At 49.4% G+C, this 26,302-nt stretch carries 25 protein-coding genes and 2 pseudogenes; 6 read left to right on the top strand and 21 right to left on the bottom strand.

The features are described 5' to 3' along the window. Positions 1-377: pseudogene (locus V7723_RS18005) on the top strand (methyl-accepting chemotaxis protein); the annotation flags it as partial. A 51-nt stretch (positions 378-428) separates the two neighbouring features. On the opposite strand, the gene V7723_RS18010 reads toward V7723_RS18005, so the two are convergent. The 10 genes and pseudogenes from V7723_RS18010 to V7723_RS18055 all read right to left on the bottom strand — a co-directional run bounded on the left by V7723_RS18010 (position 429) and on the right by V7723_RS18055 (position 9,457). Then, positions 429-1,079, bottom strand: coding sequence for a hypothetical protein (locus tag V7723_RS18010; protein ID WP_335685887.1), 651 nt, complete (start codon positions 1,077-1,079; stop codon positions 429-431). Between the two features lie 127 nt (positions 1,080-1,206). Beyond that, the gene (locus V7723_RS18015) at positions 1,207-1,851 is read right to left on the bottom strand and encodes a pyridoxamine 5'-phosphate oxidase family protein (protein ID WP_335685888.1); all 645 of its coding nucleotides are present in this window, start codon (positions 1,849-1,851) and stop codon (positions 1,207-1,209) included. Positions 1,852-2,513: 662 nt separating this feature from the next. Beyond that, complete coding sequence (locus tag V7723_RS18020) at positions 2,514-3,902, bottom strand: NAD(P)(+) transhydrogenase (Re/Si-specific) subunit beta (protein ID WP_335685889.1); 1,389 nt, start codon at positions 3,900-3,902, stop codon at positions 2,514-2,516. A gap of 12 nt (positions 3,903-3,914) precedes the next feature. Further along, positions 3,915-4,199 (bottom strand): annotated as a pseudogene (locus tag V7723_RS18025) (NAD(P) transhydrogenase subunit alpha); the annotation flags it as partial. A gap of 11 nt (positions 4,200-4,210) precedes the next feature. Then, positions 4,211-5,365 (bottom strand): Re/Si-specific NAD(P)(+) transhydrogenase subunit alpha, encoded by a 1,155-nt coding sequence (locus V7723_RS18030; RefSeq protein WP_335685891.1) that lies wholly within the window; start codon positions 5,363-5,365, stop codon positions 4,211-4,213. A gap of 94 nt (positions 5,366-5,459) precedes the next feature. Further along, positions 5,460-5,588, bottom strand: a complete 129-nt coding sequence (locus tag V7723_RS18035) for an aa3-type cytochrome c oxidase subunit IV (protein WP_335685892.1) — start codon at positions 5,586-5,588, stop codon at positions 5,460-5,462. Between the two features lie 133 nt (positions 5,589-5,721). Continuing rightward, entirely contained in the window at positions 5,722-7,494 is a 1,773-nt protein-coding gene (locus V7723_RS18040) for a M3 family oligoendopeptidase (RefSeq protein WP_335685893.1), read from the bottom strand. A gap of 54 nt (positions 7,495-7,548) precedes the next feature. Next, the gene (locus V7723_RS18045) at positions 7,549-7,998 is read right to left on the bottom strand and encodes a PaaI family thioesterase (protein ID WP_335685894.1); all 450 of its coding nucleotides are present in this window, start codon (positions 7,996-7,998) and stop codon (positions 7,549-7,551) included. A gap of 1 nt (position 7,999) precedes the next feature. Beyond that, on the bottom strand, positions 8,000-8,470 hold the full coding sequence (locus V7723_RS18050) for a PaaI family thioesterase (RefSeq protein WP_335685895.1): 471 nt from the start codon (positions 8,468-8,470) through the stop codon (positions 8,000-8,002). Between the two features lie 6 nt (positions 8,471-8,476). Next, the gene (locus V7723_RS18055) at positions 8,477-9,457 is read right to left on the bottom strand and encodes an NAD-dependent epimerase/dehydratase family protein (RefSeq protein WP_335685896.1); all 981 of its coding nucleotides are present in this window, start codon (positions 9,455-9,457) and stop codon (positions 8,477-8,479) included. Between the two features lie 191 nt (positions 9,458-9,648). On the opposite strand from V7723_RS18055, the gene V7723_RS18060 reads away from it, so the two are divergent. Both V7723_RS18060 and V7723_RS19850 read left to right on the top strand, forming a co-directional pair. After that, positions 9,649-13,119: an indolepyruvate ferredoxin oxidoreductase family protein gene (locus V7723_RS18060; protein WP_335685897.1), complete on the top strand. Its 3,471-nt coding sequence runs from the start codon at positions 9,649-9,651 to the stop codon at positions 13,117-13,119. Positions 13,120-13,211: 92 nt separating this feature from the next. After that, positions 13,212-13,445 carry a DUF1272 domain-containing protein gene (locus V7723_RS19850; RefSeq protein ID WP_443024254.1) on the top strand — a complete coding sequence of 78 codons (234 nt, stop codon included), beginning with the start codon at positions 13,212-13,214 and terminating at the stop codon, positions 13,443-13,445. Positions 13,446-13,464: 19 nt separating this feature from the next. Here V7723_RS19850 and V7723_RS18065 read toward each other — a convergent pair whose 3' ends face one another. From V7723_RS18065 to V7723_RS18085, 5 genes are all read right to left on the bottom strand, one after another. After that, positions 13,465-13,752 (bottom strand): hypothetical protein, encoded by a 288-nt coding sequence (locus V7723_RS18065; protein WP_335685898.1) that lies wholly within the window; start codon positions 13,750-13,752, stop codon positions 13,465-13,467. 107 nt (positions 13,753-13,859) lie between these two features. Next, complete coding sequence (locus V7723_RS18070; RefSeq protein ID WP_335685899.1) at positions 13,860-14,162, bottom strand: DUF2312 domain-containing protein; 303 nt, start codon at positions 14,160-14,162, stop codon at positions 13,860-13,862. Between the two features lie 123 nt (positions 14,163-14,285). After that, on the bottom strand, positions 14,286-14,582 hold the full coding sequence (locus tag V7723_RS18075; protein WP_335685900.1) for a DUF1244 domain-containing protein: 297 nt from the start codon (positions 14,580-14,582) through the stop codon (positions 14,286-14,288). A 28-nt stretch (positions 14,583-14,610) separates the two neighbouring features. Then, positions 14,611-15,747 (bottom strand): carboxylate-amine ligase, encoded by a 1,137-nt coding sequence (locus V7723_RS18080; RefSeq protein WP_443024255.1) that lies wholly within the window; start codon positions 15,745-15,747, stop codon positions 14,611-14,613. A 48-nt stretch (positions 15,748-15,795) separates the two neighbouring features. Then, complete coding sequence (locus V7723_RS18085; protein ID WP_335685902.1) at positions 15,796-16,554, bottom strand: N-formylglutamate amidohydrolase; 759 nt, start codon at positions 16,552-16,554, stop codon at positions 15,796-15,798. Between the two features lie 197 nt (positions 16,555-16,751). On the opposite strand from V7723_RS18085, the gene V7723_RS18090 reads away from it, so the two are divergent. Continuing rightward, the gene (locus V7723_RS18090; protein ID WP_335685903.1) at positions 16,752-17,624 is read left to right on the top strand and encodes an FkbM family methyltransferase; all 873 of its coding nucleotides are present in this window, start codon (positions 16,752-16,754) and stop codon (positions 17,622-17,624) included. Between the two features lie 32 nt (positions 17,625-17,656). After that, positions 17,657-18,814, top strand: coding sequence for a glutathione S-transferase N-terminal domain-containing protein (locus V7723_RS18095; protein WP_335685904.1), 1,158 nt, complete (start codon positions 17,657-17,659; stop codon positions 18,812-18,814). Between the two features lie 30 nt (positions 18,815-18,844). Here V7723_RS18095 and V7723_RS18100 read toward each other — a convergent pair whose 3' ends face one another. After that, complete coding sequence (locus V7723_RS18100) at positions 18,845-19,498, bottom strand: histidine phosphatase family protein (protein ID WP_335685905.1); 654 nt, start codon at positions 19,496-19,498, stop codon at positions 18,845-18,847. A gap of 190 nt (positions 19,499-19,688) precedes the next feature. Between V7723_RS18100 and pyk the strand changes: the two genes are divergently transcribed. Next, positions 19,689-21,110: a pyruvate kinase gene (pyk, locus tag V7723_RS18105; RefSeq protein WP_335685906.1), complete on the top strand. Its 1,422-nt coding sequence runs from the start codon at positions 19,689-19,691 to the stop codon at positions 21,108-21,110. 22 nt (positions 21,111-21,132) lie between these two features. Here pyk and V7723_RS18110 read toward each other — a convergent pair whose 3' ends face one another. The 5 genes from V7723_RS18110 to ykgO form a co-directional block, all read right to left on the bottom strand. Beyond that, on the bottom strand, positions 21,133-21,690 hold the full coding sequence (locus V7723_RS18110) for a tetratricopeptide repeat protein (protein WP_335685907.1): 558 nt from the start codon (positions 21,688-21,690) through the stop codon (positions 21,133-21,135). Between the two features lie 69 nt (positions 21,691-21,759). Continuing rightward, positions 21,760-23,046 (bottom strand): glycolate oxidase subunit GlcF, encoded by a 1,287-nt coding sequence (gene glcF, locus V7723_RS18115; protein ID WP_335685908.1) that lies wholly within the window; start codon positions 23,044-23,046, stop codon positions 21,760-21,762. 1 nt (position 23,047) lies between these two features. After that, positions 23,048-24,286 carry an FAD-binding protein gene (locus tag V7723_RS18120; protein ID WP_335685909.1) on the bottom strand — a complete coding sequence of 413 codons (1,239 nt, stop codon included), beginning with the start codon at positions 24,284-24,286 and terminating at the stop codon, positions 23,048-23,050. Between the two features lie 5 nt (positions 24,287-24,291). Beyond that, on the bottom strand, positions 24,292-25,782 hold the full coding sequence (locus V7723_RS18125; RefSeq protein WP_335685910.1) for an FAD-linked oxidase C-terminal domain-containing protein: 1,491 nt from the start codon (positions 25,780-25,782) through the stop codon (positions 24,292-24,294). A gap of 134 nt (positions 25,783-25,916) precedes the next feature. Beyond that, positions 25,917-26,042, bottom strand: coding sequence for a type B 50S ribosomal protein L36 (gene ykgO / locus V7723_RS18130; protein ID WP_251937045.1), 126 nt, complete (start codon positions 26,040-26,042; stop codon positions 25,917-25,919). Positions 26,043-26,302 lie beyond the last annotated feature (260 nt).

The following is a 26,302-nucleotide window of genomic DNA, read 5'->3' on the forward strand; positions in this document are numbered from 1 at the left end:
CCACGCAAACAACCCGTGCAACCGAAGACATCACCCGTCAGATCGATGAAATGCAAACCGCGACCGGCGATGCCGTCGAGGCGGTCAACAGCATCGAGACCATGATCAACAAAATTTATGAAACCATCCAGACCATTTCTGACACGGTCAGCGATCAGGGCAAGGCGACACAGGAAATTACCGAGAACGTTCAGAAAGCCTCGTCGCGGACCATTGAGGTTTCGCAAAGCGTCACCGATGTCTCCGCCATGGCGTCAGCGTCCGGCGCGTCGGCAGCAGATCTCTTGTCCTCCGTCAACGAACTATCCGAATTCTCCGGCATGTTGCAAGATGAAGTCAAAACCGTCCTCGAGGACATTCGCACAATGGCAGGGTAAAGGCAGAATAAAGACGACGGTTTCCCGCCGCCTTTTACGCGTCGTCTCGTCTTAGTCAGCGGCGAAACAATACAGCAATCCCGCACCGCCGGTACTTACCAACTTGTCCTGTCCGCAGCCGCGGCTACCATGGGCGGAGTTCCATGAGGTATTGCCGCCACCGTTACGATCATGATGGCCAACGGTCGCACTGCCGTCGCCATTGCTGGTCCAGTTACTGCAAGTTTTATCGCCTTTTTCCCACGGGAAGTAGGCCGTGCCATCGGCCATGGAACCGGTCAGGATATCATGCTCATTGGGTTTGTTTTCCCGGCCATTGACGTAATTGCCTTTTTCATCCATTGCCGTCCGCCGGCTGATATTCGGATTAAGATGCAAGGTTTCCACATTGACCGCAATCAACTCGCTGCGGGAATTATACCAAGGACCAGCGCCAATACGGTTGCGCGCGGAGACACCGCGCGTGCCCTCTTCTTGAGTGCTGAGATAAGCCCGCCAGGTACGCCCTTCAGAGCCCGCGCCCTCCGCCAGTTTGGCGCAGTGAGCATCGGCGCCGTCAAGGCCACCCAGATTGGCGCCATCGCCCATGCCGACGCTGGTTACGAAAAACCCCATGGGATAGGTGGTGCTGTCGGCAACAGCGAAGGGAGATGCCGCCAGGGCCAAAACGCCCGCGGTGGCTAGAATTTTTGCAAGTTTCATCTTGATATCCTTTCAATGGATCCGTTGAACTCTCAATTGTTGCGCCCGCAACTTGTAATCAGCCCCCTACTCGAAGCCGTTTTCATAATATCGCATTTACTCTCGAAATCGTAATAAAATCGATTTTTTATAATTGTTCCCCTTGCCCTATCAATAAAGGGTTCTTTTCTGGCGTTCCAAAAAGCTCTGCGTCATAGGTAGCCGCATCAAATTCAGAAAGCACGGATTTCGTCATTTGCCCGGCGCTCGGTACCTCGGTACGGTTTATCTGCGATTTACCCTCCCATAAATTAGATCGGGTCAAGGCACGGGCGCATTGGAAATAGACGGCTTCGATCTGGACGATAATCACTGTCAGAGGTTTTTTTCCTCCAACGGCAAATTGATCGAGTAGTTTCGTGTCGGTTGACAACCTCGCCTTGCCATTGATACGCAGCGTCTCATTTATTCCCGGTATCAGAAATAGAAGAGCGACCCTCGGATCGCCAATAATGTTTCTCAACGTATCCAGTCGATTATTGCCGCGCCGGTCTGGAATGATAAGCGTCTTGTCATCGACTATCTGAAAAAGCTGGCCTGCCGCATCACCGCGCGGCGAACAATCGAGACCCTCTTCCCCCACACTTGCCAATGAGAAGAAGGGCGCTTTCTCAATCCAGTTGCGATACGCAATTGTCAGAAAAGAGGTTTCCTTGGCATGGGAATTAGGGTTCGCGGAGCCATAAAGAGCTTCAAGATCTTCTATCGAGGTAATGTCGGAACGTTCGGACATAGATACACTTTCAGAGGCTGAAAAAACGAAGCTAATTCAACAGGAATACAAACGCCAGACCAGTGTTTCTAGGGCGACTGGTTGTTTCCCCAGGTACAACACATTCTGTTCGGATCATTCTGCCAGTCATCTGTCTGACATGCCGACAAAGCCAGAGTAATCCCGATCAAGATTATAAAACGCATGGCTTCTTCCTTCCTTTATTCTTCTGTGGAGACGGCACCGGTGTCCGCTAGAACATCACAGTGTTAAGGATGTTGATCATTGCCCCAGGTACAGCAATTGGGATCTTGCGCTCGCGGTTTGCCGTCCGTCGTCTGGCAGGCAACGGCCCCCAGCAATACTAATACTAAAACCAACTGTTTCATTTGAATATCCTTTTTACGTAACGTCGCTCTTACTAGGGGCGTCGGTCATCCGACATGCCAGTACTGAAGCCCGTTGAAACAGAACCACCGACAGTCGTCTGGCACCCGGATACCAGAATGGCACTGACACTTAAAATCAGAAGTACCCTCATGCGGATCTCCTCTTTCTTTATCCAATATATACGATATAGGGTCGCAACCGGATCACATCTAGTTGAATAGGACCAGATGCCGACAACCCAATAAAAAAGCCGCGAATTAATCGCGGCTTTTTCGATGTTTAGTCGGTTTTCGCTAGAGTGAGCGGCTGATTTCCTCAACCATCTTCTTGGCGTCAGACAGTAGCATCATGGTGTTGTCCTTGTAGAACAGGTCATTGTCGATACCGGCATAACCAGCCGACATGGAGCGTTTGACGAACAGAACCGTCTGCGCCTTATCCACATCCAGGATCGGCATCCCATAAATCGGGCTCTGCGGGTCATCCCGGGCGGCCGGGTTGGTCACGTCATTGGCGCCCACGACAAAGGCCACATCCGCCGTCGCGAAATCAGAGTTGATTTCTTCCAGCTCGAAAACTTCGTCATAGGGCACGTTAGCCTCCGCCAGCAGCACGTTCATATGACCGGGCATACGGCCCGCAACCGGGTGAATGGCATAAACCACGTCAACGCCAGCTTCTTTCAGCAGATCGCCCATTTCACGCAGGGCATGCTGGGCCTGCGCTACAGCAAGTCCGTATCCCGGTACGATGATAACTTTACCCGCATTCTTCATGATAAAGGCCGCGTCATCCGCCGAACCTGCCTTATGCGGCCGATCGCCTTTGTCCGGACCCGCAACCGCGGCATCACCGCCAAAGCCACCCAGAATAACGCTAAAGAACGACCGGTTCATAGCCTTACACATGATGTAGGAGAGGATCGCGCCCGAGGAGCCGACCAGCGCGCCAACAATAATCAGCGCCGTATTTTCCAGCGTGAAACCAATACCTGCCGCGGCCCAGCCGGAGTAGGAATTGAGCATCGACACTACCACTGGCATATCCGCCCCGCCAATCGGGATGATGATCAAAAAGCCAATGATAAAAGCGAGGGCTGTCATGGCCCAGAAGATGCGTGGATCCAGATCAACACAGAACCAGATCACCAGCGCCAGGATAACCAGACCAATCGCCAGATTGACCATATGCTGACCGGGAAAGGTCACCGGGTTGCCGGAAACGAGACCTTGTAGCTTGGTAAAGGCAATGACGGAGCCGGAGAAGGTAATGGCACCAATCACGATACCCACAGACATTTCAATGCGACTGAGCACCGTCAGATTGCCGGAGGCGTCCAGAATACCATAGGCATCCGGGTTGTAAAATGCAGCAGCGGCCACGAGGACAGCGGCCAGGCCCACAAGACTATGGAACGCGGCAACGAGCTGCGGCATAGCCGTCATGGCGATACGCTGAGCAATCACGGCGCCAATGGCACCGCCCAGGACGATCCCGCCGATCACCCATTCATAGGAGACCACATCGGGGCTGAGGATAGTGACGATCATGGCAATGGCCATACCGACCATACCCATAATATTCCCGCGTCGTGAGGTTGCCGGTGACGACAGCCCCCGCAGCGCGAGGATGAAAAGAATTGACGAGACCAAATAGGCGAGCGCCGTAATGTTAGCTGACACGGATCTGTTCCCCTATTTCTGTTTTTTCTTGTACATGGACAGCATCCGCTGGGTCACCAGGAATCCTCCGAAGATATTCACTGACGCAAGAACGATGGCAATAAAGCCAAATACCTTTGCGATGGAAAAATCCTCAGGGCCCGTTGCAATCAGCGCGCCAACAATAATAACCGAAGAAATAGCGTTGGTCACCGCCATGAGCGGTGTATGCAAAGCCGGGGTCACACTCCAGACCACGTAATAGCCTACAAAAATGGCGAGCACGAAAACGGCCAACCTAAAGACGGTCGGATCAACAATATCCATAATCAGTTCCCTCCTTCAATCAAAAGTGGGTGGATGATCTTGCCATCCCGGGTGAGCGCGCTGCCCTGAATAATTTCGTCTTCCCAATTCATGTTGAGAGCGCCAGTTTCCTTATCCATCATAGGGGTCAGGAAATTAAAAAGATTTTTGGCGTAGAGTGCTGAGGCATCACTGGCGAGACGACCGGGCATATTTCGATGCCCAACGATTTTAACGCCGTTGGCCGTGATCACGACTTCGCCTGGTTTCGATTGGGTAACGTTGCCACCCATTTCAACGGCCAGATCAACAACCACCGAACCCGGTTTCATGACTGCCAGCATCTCATCGGTAATAAGAATGGGCGCTTCACGACCTGGAATCAATGCCGTCGTGATGACAATGTCCTGCTTTTTCACATGCTCGAACACCAAGTCTGCCTGACGTTTCTTATAGTCGTCACTCATTTCCTTGGCATAACCGCCGGCGTCTTCCCCGGTTTCGTCGGTTTCCACCATAACGAATTTGGCGCCCAGGCTTTCCACCTGTTCTTTAGTTGCCGCCCGAACATCAGTGGCGGTCACAACGGCGCCCAATCGACGGGCCGTCGCGATGGCTTGCAAGCCAGCTACACCGACCCCCATGATAAAGACTTTGGCCGGAGCAATTGTACCGGCCGCGGTCATCATCATCGGCATCGCGCTGCCATATTCCGATGTCGCATCCAGGACCGATTTGTAGCCGGCCAGATTGGATTGAGAGGATAAAACGTCCATGGACTGAGCCCGACTGATACGCGGTACAAGTTCCATGGCGATAGCATCGACGCCAGCGGCTGCATAAGCAGCTACTTGTTCCTTGTTCTGCAGCGGCGCCAGTTGCGAGATCAGCATGGCGCCTTTTTTCATCAGTGCCAACTCATCCGGACCGCCTTCTGCGTCAGTCAACGGTCTCGCGACCTTTAAAACGACATCCGCGTCCTTAAGTGCTGACGCGGCATCCGCGCTGATTTTCGCACCGGCAGCTTCATAATCTTCATCTTGAAAGGAACTGGCAGATCCAGCACCCGTTTCGATGAGGACTTCCGCTCCCAAGCCCACAAATTTCTTGACTGTGTCCGGAGATGCGGCAACACGGGTTTCGTGGTCCCGACGCTCTCTGGGGATAGCGATTTTCATAATCGATCCTCTTTTTAGTTTGTTAACGTAGGATTGACCGGCGCCCCGCAACACCGCTCAACAAAGAATGATCCGGTGGATCCTTGTAATCAATCTAGAGTAAGAAAGTTGCCATCAATACAAGCAGGATAATAATCCCAATAGTGCCAACCGTGAAGAGTTTCACAAAGGCCTGAAAGGAGGCTTTCTGCGCATCAATGTTCATTTGTCCGGGCTCGGTCATCGTTTAGGCCTTTCGCTTCTTACTCGTCAGTTCGTATTAGTTTGCACTGCAATATACCGAAATCTATTGCTGGAGCAATAGATTGTCTCGGATCAAACTGTAATTAATGAGTAATTGACCGTGAAAAGCGCCCTTAGAGGGCTTCGATCTCGTCAATAAAGCCCTCAATGACACTGAGGCCTTTCGACCAGAAAGCCGGATCAGAAGCGTCGAGGTTGAACGGCGCCAAAAGTTCCTTATGCCGCAACGTGCCGCCGGCTTTCAGCATTTCAAAGTACTTTTCCTGAAACCCATCTTCGGCGTCCTGATAAACAGCGTACAGCGCGTTGACGAGACAATCTCCGAACGCATAGGCGTAAACATAAAAAGGCGAATGAATGAAATGCGGGATATAACACCAGAAATACTGATATTCATCGTGTAAACGAATGGCCGGCCCCAAGCTTTCTTTTTGCACATCCATCCAGATCTTTCCGATCTGGTCCGGCGAGAGTTCTTCTTTCTTGCGGGCGTCATGGATCCGTTTCTCAAACTCATAAAACGCAATCTGCCGGACAACGGTATTGAGCATATCCTCAACTTTACCGGCCAGCATCACACGACGCTTCACTGGATCGGTTTCTTTTTCAAGCAAAGATCTGAATGTGAGCTGTTCGCCGAAAACGCTGGCCGTCTCTGCCAATGTCAAGGGCGTATCCGCCAGCAATCCTCCCTGCGGTCCCGCAAGAACCTGATGCACGCCATGTCCAAGTTCATGCGCCAAGGTCATAACATCACGGGTATTCCCCTGATAGTTCAAGAGCAGATAAGGATGCGCACTCGGCACAGTTGGGTGCGCAAAGGCACCTGGTGATTTGCCTGGGCGGACGGCCGCGTCAATCCAGGCATTCTCGAAAAACTTTCGCCCCAGTTCTGAAAGCTCGGGGGAAAATCGACCATAGGCGTCCAGCACAGTATCACGCGCTTCATTCCACGGGATGATCCGGTCATCTTCTTCCGGAAGCGGGGCATTTCTATCCCAGTAGTCCAATTTCTCTACGCCCATCCATTTTGCTTTGAGCGTATAATAACGATGAGACAAAGAAGGATATGAGGCTTGTACCGCCGCGGATAATGCATCAACGACTTCCGGCTCTACCTGATTTGAAAGATGCCGCATATCCGCCGGATTGCCAACACCGCGCCAGTCATCTTCAATAGCTTTATCCTTGGCAAGCGTATTGGTCACCAGCGAGAAGAGCCGGACATTTTCGCCAAAAACTTTTCCCAGACTTTTCGCGGCCTTTTTCCGAACGTCGCTCTCCTTGTTCGATAAAAGATGCAGAACTTGCTGAGATGCCATTTCCTCGCCATCTACCTCAAACTTCAAGCCGGCGATAGTTTCATCGAATAATCGAACCCAAGCACTGCGACCAGCGATATCTTTTTCGTGCAGCAATTTTTCCAATTCATCGGAAAGCTGATACGGTTGCAATGCCCGCACATTCCTGATCCAAGGCTCGTATTTTTTCAGGCTGCTGCCTTCGTACATTTCAGTCAGCAGGCTTTCGTCGATTTTGTTCAGCTCCAACGTCAGGAACAACAGATCTGTTGATATCTCGTTGACTTTCTCTTGCATGGTTTGAAAGAACTTGCCGATTTCCGGATCCGACATGTTGCCTGCGTAAACCAGATAGGCATAAGACATGATCCGTCCCTGCATCTCTCCGATTTCCTCGAAAGTACTAATGGCCAGATAAAGCTCCTGCCCGGTCAGCTCTGCAAGTTTGCCCTTGTACTGTTCTGCAAAATGCCCGGCGTCCTCAGCCGCTGATTCCAAATCTTCCTTTAGTTCGGCAGATGTACGCGAGGGATACAAATCCGTCAGATCCCATTCGGGCAAATTGGACAGCACTATATTGTTCATGTGAAGGGAACTCCGAAACTTAAAATATCTTTGACTTTACATAGGCAGGAAATATCAACTAACAAGAAAATTAGCGTGAGCCGCCGCGACCGGCTTATTGCGGTCCCCCTGCCAGGCTTCCACCCGCAAATTCGCAACGCGACGTCCTGGCTTGGTTATAACGGCTTCAGCATATGTTTCAACGGGTTTGGCGGAACGTAAATATTCCACCGTAATATTTATAATCTTGGGCACACGTGTCACATCTTGCGTTGCAAATAAATGGACCAGCGCCGCGCTTTCCAAAAAGGCACCAATGACGCCGCCATGAAGAGCCGGCAATACCGGGTTCCCGATGAATTTTTTGTCCCCGGGTAAGACACTGACGAAACGATCATTTTCCGTCTCGAGGCGCATGCCCAAGAACTTAAAATAGGGAATCATATCAAAAGCCCCGGTCCAGTCCTTAGCTTCGCGCGCGTCTTTCAGAATGGCAACAAATTGCTCTGCTGAAATATTTTCCACCTTAGCTTCCCCCATTACCAGAAACTCGATCAAGAGGCTTCGTCTCGCTTGATTTCAGCATAAAAGTTCCAACACTATTGGCAATCGGGTCATCGGGGTCGGTGTGATAGGCGATGGCACGCGTAAAGGCAATTTGCTTGGTGATTTTGTAGCAGCTGGCGTAGGCGAAAACTTCTTCTCCGGGTGTCGCTGGCTTCAGATAGTCGATCCGTAAATCAAGGGTCGCAATTGGAAGATATTTTTGCAGGCGGGTGTAGATGCACATTCCTGCTGCCGTATCAATCAATGTCGTTATAATACCCCCATGTAATATCCCATTTATGGGATTACCAGCGAAGCGGGCATCATATGGCAAGCTGAAAGTTACGCCCTTCTCATCCATGTCGTGGACCTTGACGCCTATTTCCGCACAATGGGGAATACCTGTATCAATAATATTCTGTATTTGATTTATATCGAATGCGTTCGACATACCGAATTAGCCTTTTTTATAGGATTTATACCATTCCACAAATTTTGGAATACCCTCTTGCAAGGATGTTGTCGGTTCATATCCCACATCTCGACGTATGGGGTCAATGTCTGCGAAAGTTTCTTTTACATCCCCCGACTGCATGGGCAACATTTTGAGGTTTGCCTTAACCTCTAGAGACACCTCCAGCGCGCTGACCAAATTTAGCAGAGGTTCGGATTGGTGATTCCCAATATTATAAATTCTGTACGGCGCGGCGTCGTCGCCTCCAACCGGTGGGTTATTCAACAACGCCACAACACCGCTCACAATATCATCAATATACGTGAAGTCGCGCTTCATATCTCCGTTATTGAAAATCGGCAAAGTTTCACCGTTCAACATTTTCTCTGTAAAAGTCCAGTAGGCCATATCAGGCCGTCCCCACGGACCATAAACTGTAAAAAATCTCAATCCCGTCAGAGGGATACCGTACAGATGCGCATAAGAATGAGCCATCAACTCATTAGCCTTTTTCGTTGCTGCATACAAAGACACAGGTTTATCAACCGACTGGTCGACAGAATACGGAAGCTCTCTATTTCCGCCATAAACGGAACTGGAACTGGCGAAGACCAGATGTTCCAAATTATCTAATTGTCTGCAATATTCCAGGATCGTCAAAAACCCTGTGATATTTGACTCAGTATACTCAAACGGATGATCAAGACTGTAGCGTACGCCAGCTTGAGCTGCCAGATGAACGACTTTTGTTATGTCGGGAATATTTTTCAGCGCTGCAAACACGCCGTCCCTGTCGGATATATCCTGCTTGATAAACGAAAAGGCATCATATGCTTCTAATTGCTGCAATCGCGCATGCTTTAAACCCACATCGTAATAATTATTTAAATTATCAATTCCGACGACTTTTTCTCCAGAATCCAGAAGAACTTTAGCAACATGCATGCCAACAAAGCCTGCCGCTCCGGTTACCAATACGGTCATATTATTCCCTTTGTCATTTCTTTTAATCTATCTATATTCTTGCCAAAAAACCACATCAACAAAATTTACATTTTCCTTACCAGCAGGCATGTAAAATAATTTATGTCAGTAATATTGACCTTTATTGCAATAACTGATAGTGTTATTATATAGACAGATAGTAAACCAGACGTTATCGGGAGTTTCCTCGCATGCAATTGGCCAATGTTTCCTTAAATGATAAATATGAATTGGAAGACGGACGTGTCTTTCTCACCGGCATTCAGGCCTTGGTGCGTCTCCCCCTAATGCAGAAAGCTCGCGATGTGGCGGCAGGGTTGAATACAGCCGGCTTTATCTCAGGTTACCGTGGGTCTCCATTGGGTGGATATGATCAGTCCTTGTGGAAAATCAAACCCTTGCTTAAGCAAAACGATATCCATTTTGAGCCTGGCATAAATGAGGATCTGGCTGCGACGGCGGTCTGGGGCAGTCAGCAGCTCAATATGTTCAAGGGCGCCAATTATGATGGTGTCTTCGGCATTTGGTACGGCAAGGGGCCGGGGGTTGATCGAACGGGTGATGTGTTCCGCCATGCCAATAGCGCGGGCACGTCGAAATATGGCGGTGTTCTGGCCCTCGCCGGAGATGATCATGGCATTGTCTCCTCCTCCATCGCGCATCAGAGTGAACATGGGTTCGCTGGTTGGATGATGCCCGTGCTGCATCCCGCCAGCGTGCAGGAGATTCTCGACTATGGTCTCCTCGGTATCGAAATGTCGCGGTTCTCCGGCCTGTGGGTTGGATTTAAATGTATTTCGGAAACCGTTGAAGGCGGTGCCTCTGTCTATGTCTCCCCGACACGGGGCCAGTTTGTGTTGCCGGATATTGAAATGCCAGAAGGTGGATTGAATATTCGACCCAATGACAACCGGTTTGATCAGGAAGTCCTTCTCAACGAGCATAAAATTTATGCAGCTCGAAAATTTGCCCGGGCCAATAACATTGACAAAGTCGTCATGGACAGCCCGAAGCGGCGTTTGGGGATTGTGACAACTGGCAAGGCTTATCTGGATGTCCGACAGGCGCTACGCGATCTTGGTATTGCCGATGAGCTTGCTGCCGATATCGGTCTTACCGTTTATAAAGTCGGCATGCCGTGGCCGTTGGATCCGGAAGGGGTTCGCAATTTCGCGGAAGGCCTGGAAGAAGTCGTCGTCATCGAAGAAAAACGGGCGATGATCGAAAACCAGATGAAGGAACAACTCTACAATTGGCAGACAGCTGTCCGCCCACGGATCATCGGTAAATTCGACGACGAAAAGAAATCTCTCATGCCCTCTACCGGGGAATTAACACCAGCCTTGGTCGCCCGCGTCATCGCTGCTCGTATTCGTCGTTTCTACACATCCGAATCCATTGAAAACCGGCTGGCTTTTCTTGACAGGAAAGAACAACAGCTCAACGCGGAACCTGCCAAGCTTATCAGAACACCCTTTTATTGCTCCGGATGTCCGCATAACACGTCGACGGTCGTCCCCGAAGGCAGCCGCGCTGTTGCGGGCATTGGCTGCCATTTTATGGTGACCTGGATGGATCGAAATACAGACACCTTTACGCAAATGGGCGGTGAAGGCGTTCCCTGGGTTGGTCAACAACATTTCACCGACGAAAAACATATATTCGCCAACCTGGGAGATGGTACATATCATCATTCCGGCCTCCTCGCCATTCGCCAGGCTATCGCCGCCAAGGCCACCATGACATATAAAATATTGTATAACGATGCGGTCGCCATGACCGGCGGTCAACCACTTGATGACCAACTTACGCCCTGGCAGATCGCGCAGCAGCTAGCGGGTGAAGGTATAACAGTAATCCGTATTGTAACGGATGAGCCGGATAAGTATCCCGCCGGCACCGCCTGGCCAAAGGGCACGACCATTCATCATCGTGATGACCTGGATAAAATCCAAAAAGAGCTCCGGGAAATTTCCGGCGTAACGATTCTATTATATGATCAAACCTGCGCTGCGGAGAAACGCCGTCGCCGCAAACGGGGCACCTTCCCCGATCCGGCAAAAAGAGTTGTTATAAATGATCTTGTTTGCGAGGGTTGCGGCGATTGCTCGGTAAAATCCAACTGCCTTTCCGTTGAACCCATTGAGACCGAATTTGGTCGTAAGCGCACGATCAATCAGTCCAGCTGCAACAAGGATTTTTCCTGCGTCAAAGGGTTCTGCCCCAGCTTCGTCACCATCGAAGGGGGCGACTTAAGAAAAGCCAAACCGAGTGCCGCCGAAAATCCCGCAGAAAATCTTCCGCAGCCGTCTGAAATCGAACTTGAACAACCCTACCGCATCCTGATCACCGGCATCGGCGGAACAGGTGTTGTTACCATTGGGGCGTTGCTCGGCATGGCCGCGCATCTAGAGAACAAGGGCATCTCAGTTCTCGATCAAGCGGGTCTTGCCCAAAAAGGCGGCGCTGTAACAAGCCATATTCATATTGCCCCTACACCAGAACATATCAATGCCGTTCGCATTCCGGCGGGTCGCGCTGATCTGCTTATCGGTTGCGATATGGTCGTATCCGGATCCTATGATTCCCTGGCCAAACTGGACGTCGGCGTCGCACATGCAGTGATCAATGCACATCCGGCGCCAACAATGGATTTTACTCTTAATCCAGATGCACCCTTCCCGGTTCAGGATACATTGGATCATATTCGTCACGCGGTTGGCGATGATGCCTGCTTTATTGTCAATGCAAGCGATATCGCCACGACCTTGATGGGCGATTCAATTGCGACCAATCTGTTCATGCTGGGCTATGCCTTCCAAAAAGGGTTTGTTCCTGTCAGTGAAGACGCACTCCTCCGCGCTATTGAATTAAATGGCGTGGCCGTTGAAGCCAACAAGAAAGCCTTCGCCTGGGGACGGGTGATGTCACATGATCCAGATAGGGTTCTGGCCGAAGTAGAGGAGTTGAAAGGCCCTGTTATCCAGGAAGTACCCGCTGAAGATCTTGACGAGATAATTTCTCGCCGTGAAAAATTCCTCATTGGCTATCAAAACAAACGCTATGCGGCGAAATTTAGCAAGCTGGTGACAGCCGTTCGCGCGAAGGAAGCTGGGCTATTACCGGGCAAATCTGACCTGACAGAATCTGTCGCCCGGTCTTATTTCAAGCTGCTGGCGTATAAGGACGAATATGAAGTTGCGCGCCTTTATACCGATCCTAAGTTTATGCAAAAAGTTGAGACGATGATGGATGGCGACTACAAATTAAAGTTTCACCTTGCGCCGCCCATGTTCTCAAAGCGCGATCCAGATACCGGTCAGTTGCAGAAAAAAGAATTCGGGCCGTATATGATGAAAGCATTCGGTTTCCTTTCCAAACTCAAAGGGTTACGCGGAACACCTCTGGATCCATTCGGCTACCTCGCGGATCGCAAGCATGAGAGAAAATTGATTGTCGAATTCGAAAAGACGGTTGCCAATCTGATGAACGGGCTTACAAAAGACAATCATATTATTGCGATTGAAATAGCAAATTTACCACTGCATGTTCGCGGTTATGGTCATGTGAAAGACGCTGCCATTAAAACCTATGAAGGCGATCTCGCACACTTAATGACCCTGTTCCTAAACCCTGAATTGGATAGGCAAGCGGCAGAGTAGTATTCTTTTTACAAATGGTTCCTCTGATGTGTGCGGATTGGCTCTATCGAGCAGAGTAAATCCTGCCTATCATGAACCAAAGGAGAACGAATATGCTGGAACTCAGACCGAATTGCGAAACCTGTGATAAAGACCTGCCGAACGGCGAACAAGATGCCTGTATCTGCACATTTGAATGCACTTTTTGCGCCTCTTGTGCGTCCGGTATACACCAAAATATCTGCCCCAATTGCGGCGGTAATTTCAGTATACGTCCGACGCGCCCGTCAGCCCTGTTAGATAAATTTCCGCAAAGTACAAAACGCGTCTTAAAGTCGCCAGATTAAGTTAATCAAGGAATTTAACCTAGGTTTTCTGAGGGGTTTTATTGGTTTCAGGCGTCGTGTGATTATCTGGATCTAAAAGGGGCCCGAGGCCTGAAGAAAGGCGCCGTAGAAGATGCGCCGTTTCCATATTCAAGGAAATTTTATCCTCATCCCCTTCGGCACAGCTTTCATGACGTTTTGCCGCGGCCTTAAGAATCTGTTTTCCCTCAGCTGGCGTAAAGAGGTTGTTCTTCACGCATTGCTGAAGGATAAGTTCGCATAGAGTCAACGCCGCAAAACCAGCGGCATCGGTTGAAAATTTTGTCATGACCTCGCAGCCTGAAATACACCATTATAAAGATTATAATGGTAATTCTATTCACTTATGCATTGCAGATTTTAATACAAGGGAGCGAAAAGCTTACTGGCGGAAAATTAAAAAGCCGCAGCTTCCTTTTCCGCATCCTCTTCTTCCCCGGCTGGCGCCATCTCTTCGATCATACCAAGTGCATGCTTATATAAATCAATCATATATTCCTGCTCTTGATAGTCTGCCTTATCCATTTTACGCAAACGCATAACCGCCCGCATGGCTTTTACATCGAAGCCCGTGCCTTTGGCTTCAGCAAATATTTCTTTGATATCGTCAGCAAGGCCTTTCTTTTCTTCTTCGAGACGTTCAATTCTCTCTATATAGGACCGCAAATGATCTGCTGCGACACCACCAACGTCAGCCATACCTTAACCTCATCGTAAAAAAATATTTTGAAACTTATTGCCCGAAAAACCGGAACAGACATGTAGCATCAATTTGCCAACACCGTACATCCCGCATTTCAGTTTTTTCAGAAAAAACATACCTCAGTGATTGGGGTTACTTTTTGCGAAAGCCGCTTTCTGTTCGTCAGTTGCTTCGGTCTGATACCTGCTTTTCCAGTCACTAAACGGCATGCCATAGACAATCTCACGCGCAGCCGCCTTATCGATCTCCATGCCTTTGCCCGCTGCCGCTTCCATATACCAGTTGGAGAGGCAATTTCGGCAAAAGCCGGAAAGGTTCATCAAATCGATATTTTGCACATCCGTCCGAGTGCGCAAATGGTCACGTAGGCGTCGATAAGTCGCCGCCTCCAGCTCCAATGTTTCTTGATCTGTCATGTCATTCTCTTTCATCAAGTTGTCTTTTTTACTGTATGCCTGAAATTGTTTCTTTCAAGACCTGATCCACGACTTTTATCAATGCGGCCCGATTATTATCACCGCCCGCCGTGCCCTCGCGGTATAATGCAAGTTGGCGATCCGCAGAGGTACCGCGCTTTACAATTTCCAATGCATGCTGCACTTCGGCTTCACATCCAAGAAAAGCCGCGTCTTCGGCTGTTAGACCAATAATCTCTTCTATTAATTCGGCAGCAGGCACAGGCGCCGGTATTCCAAAATCGATCAATTCGCCTTCAACACCAAACCGCTGAGCAATCCATCTGTTCTCGGCAACTAAAGTCTGCGGATAAACACGCCACCGCTGATTGTTACGGCGCAATCGGTATAGCATACGAAGGACACAGGAATATAACGCGGCGATGGTCAGGCTATCTTCAACCAACGGGCACACATCCGTGAGCCGCATTTCAAGAGTTGGAAATTTTGACGACGGACGCAAATCCCACCAAATCTTAGATCCATCTTCGATGGCCCCGGACTGCACCATGGTTTGAACCAATCGTTCGAATTCGCCATAACTTTCAAATCGGTCAGGAATACCTGTGCGCGGTAACGCATCAAAAACACTTACCCGATAGGATTTGAGGCCACTATTCTCCCCTCTCCAGAACGGAGAAGAGGCGCTAAGGGCGAGTAAATGCGGCAAAAAGTATGAGGCTTGGTTCATCAGATCGATCCGTAATTCTGGATCTTCTATTCCGCAGTGAACATGCATACCGCAAATCATCATGCGTCGGACTGTCGCCTGCATATCTCGGGCGATAATATCGTAGCGTTCTTTCGGGGTATGTTTAAGGCCCTGCCAGTCGGCAAATGGATGAACGGAGGCGGCCATTAATCCCAAACCATGGCGGTTTGCAACTTCGGATACCGTGCCTCGTAATTCATGCAGGGCATTCCGCGCCTCTGATATATTGGCGCAAACGCAAGTGCCGATTTCAAGCTGAGAGCGCAAGAACTCCGGTGTTACGATATGACCGGGTAACCGTTCTTGACATTCGCTCAGAATCGCGTCTGATGGTTCCTGCGCTAGCTCTCTTGTTTCCAGATCTACGAGAAGATATTCCTCCTCAATCCCGATGGTAAATGTCGGCTCCTGCAAACTCATCCCGGCTCCCCCTGCTTTACCTTCTACACTAAACTACCGCGCCTATACCGCAAGCGGATCTGCGGGCACCACCTCCAGAAGCTGCAACACCGTGTCAGCCATGATACAAGCCCATTTTTCCGCACCCTGATGGGTATCAATCAAATCTTGCCTGATTTCGATAGCAACATTGGGAACGCCGCGATCCATTCCATGGGCCGACATGGTGTACCCCAAAGGATCCCTGGCAGAATAGGGTTCATTATCGCCGACAGCCAACGTGCTGTTTTTTCGCAAAATTTCCAGCATCGGACTGGCGATCCGTTCATCCCGATCCCATAATACTCCGATATGCCAAGGCCGTTCAAAATCATTCATAATCGGTGTAAAGCTATGCATCGATATTAACAATGGCAATCTATGTGCAGCGATTTTCGCATCTAAAATCTGTTCGATGGATTTGTGGTATGGTTTGAAATAGGTCTCAATCCTGTGTTCCTTTTCCAGCGCCGAGATGTTTTTGTTATCAGGAATAAGAACGCCATCACTGACGGTCGGCATCAAAGCCATGTCTTCAGGATAGCGGTTCGCATCGAGCAGCAAGCGGGAAAACCGAGCATAAATGGCTGTCGCCGATAGCTTTTCCGCTAGTCTCCGTGTTACGTCTTCGATCCCGATATCCCATGCGATATGCCGGTGCAAAACTGATGTATCCTGCAGACCTAAACAATTATAGGATTCCGGAATTTGCTGGCTGGCGTGATCAACCGTAAACATTAACCGGTTCGTACTGTCCGGGTTTTGAATATCAAATACAGACATATTTTATTGAAAAACCATTCTTCATAAAATTGATTTTGGACCGCGACAATATCGAATTCTGCTATCGCTTACAATGGCCCAGCTTGGAATACTTGACCATAAAGCTATTTTACTGGCCAGCGTCCTATCTGTCATATTACACTCCGGCTTACGGGAAATTTTTGAAATAAACTACGCCGGGATTATAAGCGGAAACCATGTCCAATAGACTTGAGAAATTCTTTGTTCAGGAGCTCCGGGACAAGCCGTTAAAAAAGTTCTTCAGCAGCCTTAAAGGCCTGAAAGTTATCTGCAAATCTTTACCTGAACGCCTTTCCGCCGTGACAATCCGTGAGGATGATCATCTTATCATCTGTGATCCAAGAGACCTTGTCGGCAGATCAGTTGTCCTGCACGGAAATTGGGGCCGTACAGAAACAGAAAAAGTTGTCGCATTTCTTGAACGACAGGAAATATTGAGTGGCAACGGTGTAGCTATGGATCTTGGTGCAAATATTGGTACACAAACATTGTACCTGTACCTGACCGGTAAATTTAAAAAGGTCATCGCCGTAGAAGCTGCCCCAAAAAACTTTGATTTTTTGCAAGCTAATGTTCGAGTGAACGGTTGGTCAGACGAGATTGAGGCACTGCATGCCGCTATTTATACCGAAGATGGCGTCATTAGCCTGAACCTCAAAGACGAAGACGTCAGCGGGGGCCATTCCTTACTCCAATTGCCTGGAAATACAAACACTGTCGAGGTGCCAGCCATTACGATAGGCAGTCTTATAAACAAATATTCTATTAAGCCGGAGCAGGTAGAATTTGTTTGGATGGACATAGAAGGCTTTGATTTCGAAATCTTACAGGAAATCCAAAAAACCATTGGCAGCAAACTGCCCGTCTTCTTAGAATTTTCACCGCACTTTATGGGAGAAAACAAAACGCGGGAATTTGTCGACTTCGTACATTCCCATTACACCCACATTTATAGTTTTCAAAATCTCAATGAAGATCCCGTGCGGCTTACAGATTTGACCGCACTCGCAGATACTTATCAAAAAGACCTGCTTGTTTACAGCCTCTAAAATTTTATATCCTCCGTCAATGAAAGTCTCCCATGCCTCGCTTCACTTTCTATGGAATGCCCCATTCTCTTTATAGCGGCAAAGCACGCTCCTATTTGATCAAGCAGAGAATTGATTTCGAAGAAGTCACTGCCGGGCACCCTGATTACATGAACTATGTTATGCCGAAAATCGGCCGTTGGATTATTCCGGTTTTGAAGACACCGGAGGACGAATTGGTTCAAGACGGTTCGGACATCATCAATTGGTTTGAAGATAGAAGCCTGGCACGTTTACCGGCATATCCGACAACGGCAAGTCAGCTCATAGTCTCGTTGATATTTGAGTTATTTGGCGGTGAAGGCCTGTTACGACCCGCCATGCATTACCGCTGGAATTTTGATCCAGATAACAAAGACTTTATTGAAGATCAGTTCGGGCTGTTTCGAATGCCGACTATCCCGAAGCACGAGCGTGCCGAAATTGTCGAGAAATCTACAAACCGTATGCGGGCTGCAGGTGTCATGTTTGGTGTGACAACCGAGACAATTCCCGCAATTGAAGCCGCCTATGAAGAGTTTCTGCGTCTTCTTGATACGCATTTATCGATTTACCCCTATTTGCTTGGCGGCGTCCCAACCATCGGAGATTATGGATTGATTGCATCGCTGTATGCGCATCTCGGCCGGGATCCATATCCTGCTAGTTTGATGAAACGGATTGCTCCCGCCGTATTCCGTTGGACAGAACGCATGAATGCGACAACGGCAGACATGTCTGAATTTATCGATACTCCGGAGGAAATACTGCCCGGCGATACCATACCTGACACTTTACGGCCAATTCTTTCGATCATCGCCCGGGATTACTTACCCGAAATTGAAGCATTTGTTGCGTATACCAATACATGGCTAATCGAGAAATCGGATGTAAAACCAGGTGATATCGTGGGCGGCGATGCGAAAGCCAGGGCCATCGGGAGCTGCACTTTCAGCTGGTCAGGGCATCAATTGACCGTCGGCGTCCTCCCCTATCGCATATATCTGCTGCAAAAAATTCAGGATGCTTTTGATGGTCTTAACGCATCAGAAAAAATAAAAGCTGAAAATCTACTGGCGGAAACCCATCTGGCCCCTCTCCTCACAACTCGGTGCAGCCGCCGTGTCGAACGCAAGGATAATCGAGAGATCTGGGGCGAAGAAAGTAGATGATTAGGTTGCCAGCATCGTCGCCCTATCCGCTCAGGCATGTGTTCTTGCGTAAACTCGATCTGGTCGGTCTAAATGTGGCGTCGCGCCGAATTGCGTAAGATGGAGATCATCACCGCGAAGTTCAAATTTATGGGTCGAGGTATGACCAACTGCTAGAAACATTTTACTCTTCATATCGATATCCAACCCGAGCGACAAAGCCACAAGCGTGGCAATGACACCCGTCGAAGTTACTAGCAAGACACGTCCTTCATTGGCCGCGGCATCCTTCAACGCACTTAAGATCCGTAACCGAAAAGAATCGAAATTTTCCAGTCCTTCAGCGACTTCTCCGGTCCGCCATATTTCCAGAACTTGTGGGATATGGCTCGCAAATTCTTCGGCTGTTTCCGGAAAGGCAACGCCGTGGGTAGCTTTGATACTATGGGCCAATCCAAAATAATCCAGCTCATTCAACCGCTTATCTTGCCGATACGGGATGTGCGAAAGACCCAATGACTGCGCTGTCTCAATTTGTCGCGTTAATGTCCCTGACAGAAGGTGATCAAAATTCAGGGATTCTCGGAAATACTCGCCCAACCAACGTGCCTGCTCATGTCCTAAGTCACTCAGGCGGTCATAGCTCGCTTCATCTGTTGCGCCCGTTTGGGCCTGGCCATGTCGAATTAGGGTAAGTTCAGTCATTTAGGTTTCTATCTAAAATGGTTATACAGCGTTTCTCATCGCTACTTATTATAGTTCTTTATTAAAATCCATTCGAATGATAGGTTTTTAATTCCCCGCAAATAATAATAATAATTTCCCACGAATTCTCTATTACGGCTAGTATAAAAGCCATATGGCTGTACGCCTATGAGCTAGAAAGTAAAGATGTATGCGACGATTAAGAAATACGAAAATTATTGCGACCTTGGGACCGACGAGTTCAACAGCCGAAACCATAGAAGAACTACATCTTGCGGGAGCTGATATTTTCCGGCTGAACTTCAGCCATGGTACGCATGCTGACCATCGTGCGACCTATGATCATATTCGGGCACTGGAGGTGAAACAAGGCCGACCCATTGGGATTCTGGCCGATATGCAGGGTCCGAAAATTCGTATCGGTACGTTTGCTGACGGTCCTGTTTATCTTGAAAAGGGCGTCCCTTTCCGGCTTGATAATGACCCCGCACCCGGTAACATCGGTCGAGTTTCTCTACCTCATCCCGCGGTTTTGAAATCACTCGACATCGGAAGTGAATTACTTCTCGATGACGGCAAACTTAAAATGACCGTGTCCGGCGTATCGAAAGGTCATGTGGATTGTGTTGTGTCGACCGGCGGTAAACTTTCGGACCGAAAAGGCGTTAATATTCCCAATGTCGTTGTTAAAATCAGCGCCTTGACAGACAAGGATCGTCGCGATCTGGATTTTGCTCTTGAGTTGGGTGTCGATTGGGTCGCTTTATCTTTTGTTCAACGGCCCGAAGATATTGCAGAAGTCAAAAAAATCATTGCGGGTCGTGCGGCCGTAATGGCGAAAATCGAAAAACCTGCCGCAGTTGAACGGCTCGCTGATATCATTGAATTATCTGACGCGGTGATGGTTGCCCGCGGCGATCTCGGAGTGGAAATGCCGGTACAGGAAGTGCCGTCCATACAGAAAAAGATTATCACCTGTGCGCGTGAAGCCGGCAAACCCGTTGTTGTTGCAACTCAAATGCTGGAAAGCATGATCAGTTCACCCGTCCCGACCCGCGCGGAGGTTACCGATGTCGCCAACGCTATTTACGATGGCACCGATGCCGTCATGCTTTCTGCGGAAAGCGCCGCCGGGGATCATCCGATCGAAGCTGTCACCATGATGAACGATATCGCCGAGGTAACAGAAAAAGATCCCATCTATCGTAACATCATTGATGCTACTCATGGCGACTTGGAAGCCACAACTGCCGATGCAATCAGCGCGGCGGCATCGCAAGTATCCCGTACGATTGGGGCCTCCGCCATCGTCACGTATACGACATCCGGATCGACCGCACTTCGGGCGGCACGGGAGCGTGGAAAAACCTCGGTTCTTGCTCTTACGCCATCACTGAAAACAGCGCGTCGGCTGGCCCTGGCGTGGGGATTGCACTGCGTACATACGAAAGATGCGGAAAATTTCGCAGATATGGTGGCCAAGGCCTGTAAAATCTCATTTGCAGAAGGCTTTGCCCGGCCCGGAGATCAAGTTGTTATTATGGCAGGTGTTCCCTTTGGGACACCTGGATCAACAAATATTCTCAGAATTGCCTGGGTCGGTGAGCAATAGATATATGGAGTAAGACACTCCACTAAATCTTCTTGTCGTCCTGCTCTTTTTTAAGCTGCTTCATACGTTCTTTAACACCGGGCATGTGCGGATTAATATTGACGGCTTTTTGAAACGCGGAAATAGCTCCTCGATTAATATCCTGCCGGTCAAAAATTTGCCCCAACCCTGATAACGCTCCAAAATGTCGGGGCTCCAATTCCAATGTCCGTCCAATATCTTCAACCGAGGCATCGAATTCGCCCATCAAAAACAGGACAGTCGCCCGCTTGTTCCAAGCTTCCGAATATTCCGGATCAATCTTGATAATTGAAGTAAACAGCGTCAGTGATTTCGCAAGGGCACCCTGATTCATATAATTCATGCCCTGTGCCATTAGAAAATCGATAGTATCGCTGCCAGACGTCAGCCATATGGTCCAGATAGACCGCTCAATCACCTTACCTTCATTGTAATTATCAGTTTCTGACAATGCCGAAAATAGTTCATCAAGACGGGGATCGTCTTGCCGCGCATTCGCCGGACTGCTCAGCAAAAAGATTGAGACAATGAATACAACAGTAAGGTTCGACCATTTCATATACCAAATATACGGCATATTTAGGTATTTAGTAAGGGAGTTGGAGACACGAATTTGTGAAATCGGCTTCTATTTGAGCTGATCTGGTGTCGGCCCCCCGGTTGCCCAATCAAGTAATTGCACCGTATGCAATACCGGAAGATCCATACCAGATGCAATTTGCGCGATACAGCCTATATTCCCGGCGGCGACAATCTGCGGATTAGTTTTGGCAATATTTGCCACTTTGCGAGCTTTCAGCTTGCCGGACATTTCCGGCTGTAACAAATTATACGTACCCGCAGACCCACAACAAATATGGGATTCCGGGATGTCCGTTACCTGAAAATCCATTGCCACTAAAAGTTGCTTGGGGGGGTCTTTTATTTTTTGGCCATGCTGCAGCGAACAAGCAGAATGATACGCGACTTTCAACCGCGGAATATCTGCAGTTTTCTTCATAGCCAACTGCGGAAGAAATTCTGTTATATCGCATGCTAACGCTGCGACTGCTGCCGCTTTCACAGCCAGTTCTTTATCTTCTTCAAACAGATGCCCATAATCCTTGACCGTGGTGCCGCAGCCGGAGGTATTGATCACGATGGCGTCCAACCCCTCTCCTTCAATCTCTTTCGACCAAGCAAGGATGTTTTCTCGCGCCAGTTCAAGTGCGCCGTCTTCCTTGCCCATATGCAGAGGCAGCGCGCCACAACAACCAGCCGCTTTTGGAATAATCACTTCGACGCCGTGGCGGGTCAAAAGCCGAATAGTAGAATCATTGATATCCGGCGCCAAAACCTTTTGAGCGCAGCCTGTCATAAGGACCACTCGCTTTTTTCGCGGGACAGACGGCTTATGTTGTTCGATACCATCCAACGCCGATGGGGGTTCAAGTTTTGTCGGTGCCATATCAAGCATTGCCCGAATTCGGCCCCGGAACAGCCCCTTGAGCGGTTTTGCAAGAACAGCGCCGATCAATGCAAGCCGAAATAGATTTGGCCGGGGCAAAATAACGCCCAGAAGCCCTCTCAGAAAACGATCGAAAGCCGGACGTTCATAAGTTTCCTCGATATATTGCCGGGCATGATCGACCAAATGCATATAGTGGACGCCTGATGGACAAGTGGTCATACAAGACAGACAGGACAAACAGCGATCTATGTGTGTGACTGTTGAAGCTGGTGCCGGCTCAGCGCTTTCCAGCATTTGCTGGATAAGATAAATACGGCCACGCGGACTATCTCGTTCGTCACCGAGTTCCGTATATGTCGGGCAAGTCGCGGTGCAAAACCCGCAATGTACACAGTTTCGAAGAATTTCGTTGGATCTCGAAAATTTCGGATCAGCCAACTGCGCCAGGGAGAATTCTGTTTTCATATCAGGTAGTTCTCTGCTGTTCTTCATCCAGATACATACGGCCAGGATTAAGAATATTGTCCGGATCAAAGCCTTCTTTAATCCGGCGGTTCAACATAGCGACGGTTGGGCTAACAGGCTGAAACGGCGCAATACGATTACGAAGGAGTTCCGATCCCCGAATTAAGGTGGCATGGCCCTCCGCGCCGACGGCGCCCCGGATGGCGGCCTCCCCGCCATCGTCCTTCTCGGACACAAGCTGAACCCAAATCAGTCCACCTGCCCAATCAGTAAAATACAAACAGTCCGTACCCTGTTCCTTAATGGCTGCAATGACAGTACTAGCATTGGCCGGCGGCACCGATAAGCGCCAAAGGGGAGCCGTCTCTCCAACAAAGGGAGCGGCATTACTTGTCATTGTCCAGAACTGCTGCGAATTATGGCTGTGAAGTTCTTCAATATCCCCGAATGGCGCCATAATTTTACGCATGGCTTCACAGCGGAATGTCGCTGAGGGCTTAGGTCCTTCAATTTTCAACGCAATTACCGACGCGCCCGGACTGGAAATATAATCGAGCGGGATCCGGGCAGCAATTTCAGCGGGTAGAAAAGCTGCCGCGGCTACATCATGCACGGAAGACAACGCATCCCGCATGCAGGCCACAGCGGTCGGCAGATCCGCACCGTAAATCAGGACTGTTCGCACGGTGTCATGCTTTGGCAGCACCTTGAAAGTCATCTCGGTAGCAATCGCCAATGTTCCGTAGCTACCGGCGACCAGTTTGCATAGATCATATCCGGTGACGTTCTTCATCACACGACTGCCGGTTTGAAACGTTTGTCCTCTTCCGGTAAACCCATTCACCCCAAGTAAATGATCGCGGGCTGCTCCTGATTTCACCCGGCTCGATCCAGACAGGTTTCCAGAAAAAATGCCCCCAAGCGTCCCTAAATCCGCAGCTGTGCCCAATAGGGGTCCGAAATCCGGCGGTTCGAACGCCAGTTTTTGACCCTGCTGATCCAATATCGCCTTGATTTCACTTAGCTTCATCCCGGCTTTTGCCTTCATGACCAGTTCCGCAGGTTCGTATAACTGCACCCCTGTCAGACCAGACATATCCAGTACGGCGTCAACGGCCATGGGCCGACCTAAAGACACTTTCGATGCATTTCCTTGCACTGCTAGCCCATGCTGCCCCGCAAGGGCCCAATCGAGCATATCTTGTATCTGGTCGTCAGATGTAATCTTGGTGGTTTGCATATACCCTAAAACCTTGGAATATCGGGAAAAGGTAGTTCGCCGTTATGGACGTGCATTTTCCCAAGTTCAGCGCAGCGATGGAGTATAGGGAAGACCTTCCCCGGATTGAGGCGCCCATCGGGATCAAATGCACATTTCAGCCGCTGCTGTTGTTTGAGGTCATCTTCGGAAAACATTTCCCCCATTAGGTCCCGCTTTTCAATGCCGACGCCATGTTCACCTGTCAGGACACCGCCGACTTCAACGCAAAGCTTCAAGATATCGGCGCCAAACTCCTCGCAGCGCTCAAGCTCTCCGGGAATATTTGCATCAAACAGGATGAGCGGATGCAAATTGCCATCTCCTGCGTGAAAAACATTGGCGACCCGCAAACCGTAATGTTCTGACAGCTCTCCCATGCGCTTGAGAACCTTTGGGAGCTGGCTCCGCGGGATCGTCCCGTCCATGCACATATAATCCGGGGAAATCCGCCCAACGGCGGGGAAAGCGGCCTTACGGCCTGCCCAAAATGCTAGGCGCTCTTCCTCGTTTTGGCTGGTCCGACTGACAGTGGCCCCGCAAGCGGCGGCAATCTCATCAATTTTTACAGAATAATGCTCGATCTCGACTTTCGGGCCATCAAGCTCAACAATCAGCAGGGCTTCGACGTCCAGCGGATACCCGGCATGGCAAAACTCTTCAGCGGCGTGAATGGCGTAGCGATCCATCATCTCCATACCGGCAGGAATAATCCCAGCGCCAATAATCTTGCCGACACAATCTCCCGCCTGCTCACTTGACGGAAACCCAATAAGTTGCGCGGAAACATGTTCGGGTGTTGCCAGAATTTTTACCGTAACTTCCGTTATCACACCAAGCAAGCCTTCCGACCCGGTAATGACGCCAAGTAGATCATAACCTTCAGCATCCAGATGCTTACCGCCAAGCCGGATCACTTCTCCGGCCATGGTCACCATTTCGATGCCCAATACGTTATTTGTCGTCAGGCCATATTTCAGGCAATGCACACCGCCAGAGTTTTCCGCGATGTTACCGCCAATTGTACAGGCTATCTGGCTGGAAGGATCTGGCGCATAGTAAAACCCATCGGCTTTGACCGCTTCTGTAATGGCCAAATTGGTTACGCCAGGCTGAACCACCATGCAGCGGTTCTCATAATCAATATCAAGGATCTTCTTGAATTTACCGAGTCCGAGCAAAACGCCATCAGCAAGGGGTAACGCGCCACCTGATAAAGAGGTTCCGGCGCCACGGGGAACGACATTGACGCCTTCCGCGGCACAGAATTTCAGTATTTCAGAGATTTCATCGACGGTTTCCGGTAAGACCGCAATCATGGGAAGCTGGCGATAGGCGCTCAAACCATCGCATTCAAAAGCCCGTAGATTATCTTTGTCATCAATAACCGCATCAGAATCGGCGACGATCTTGCGAAGCTCCTTTACAAGATAACCCCGTTTGGCAAGAACATCCTGATTAGGTTTTGGCATCAACATGGCGGCACCTGTGATTATTCAACACATCATGCCAGTGACTTAGGACGTTATTCGGAGGGAAAGCAAATAAAAAAAACCGCCCTACTTTCGTAGAGCGGTTTTAAAATTTGAGACAAAAACGTCAGGCGCGTAATTTAGCCCTGACGCGCTTTAAAGCGCGGGTTCGTTTTATTGATGACATAAACACGTCCTTTGCGGCGCACGACGCGGCAATCGCGATGGCGTTTCTTCGCGGACTTAAGCGAGTTCAAGACTTTCATTGTTCACATCCTAATAGCAATAATAAATTCGAAGCCGGAACATACTGACCCGTTCGCAGCCTGTCAATGGTGAAAACCATCAATTTCGGTTAAAAAGAGCTCAAAAGTCAGAAAGCAGAATTACGTTATCTCTACCGGCACCCGCGCGTAAATCCGAAACACTTTCAGATGCCCTGCTTCCATCATTTGGACGCGACGCATCCAAAGCTCGCCTTCTTTCAAAATCCAGTCATGCAGATGTCCGCTTTTTTCACCATCGG

Source organism: Sneathiella sp., from assembly GCF_036960985.1.
In the GTDB taxonomy this organism is placed as follows: Bacteria; Pseudomonadota; Alphaproteobacteria; order Sneathiellales; family Sneathiellaceae; genus Sneathiella.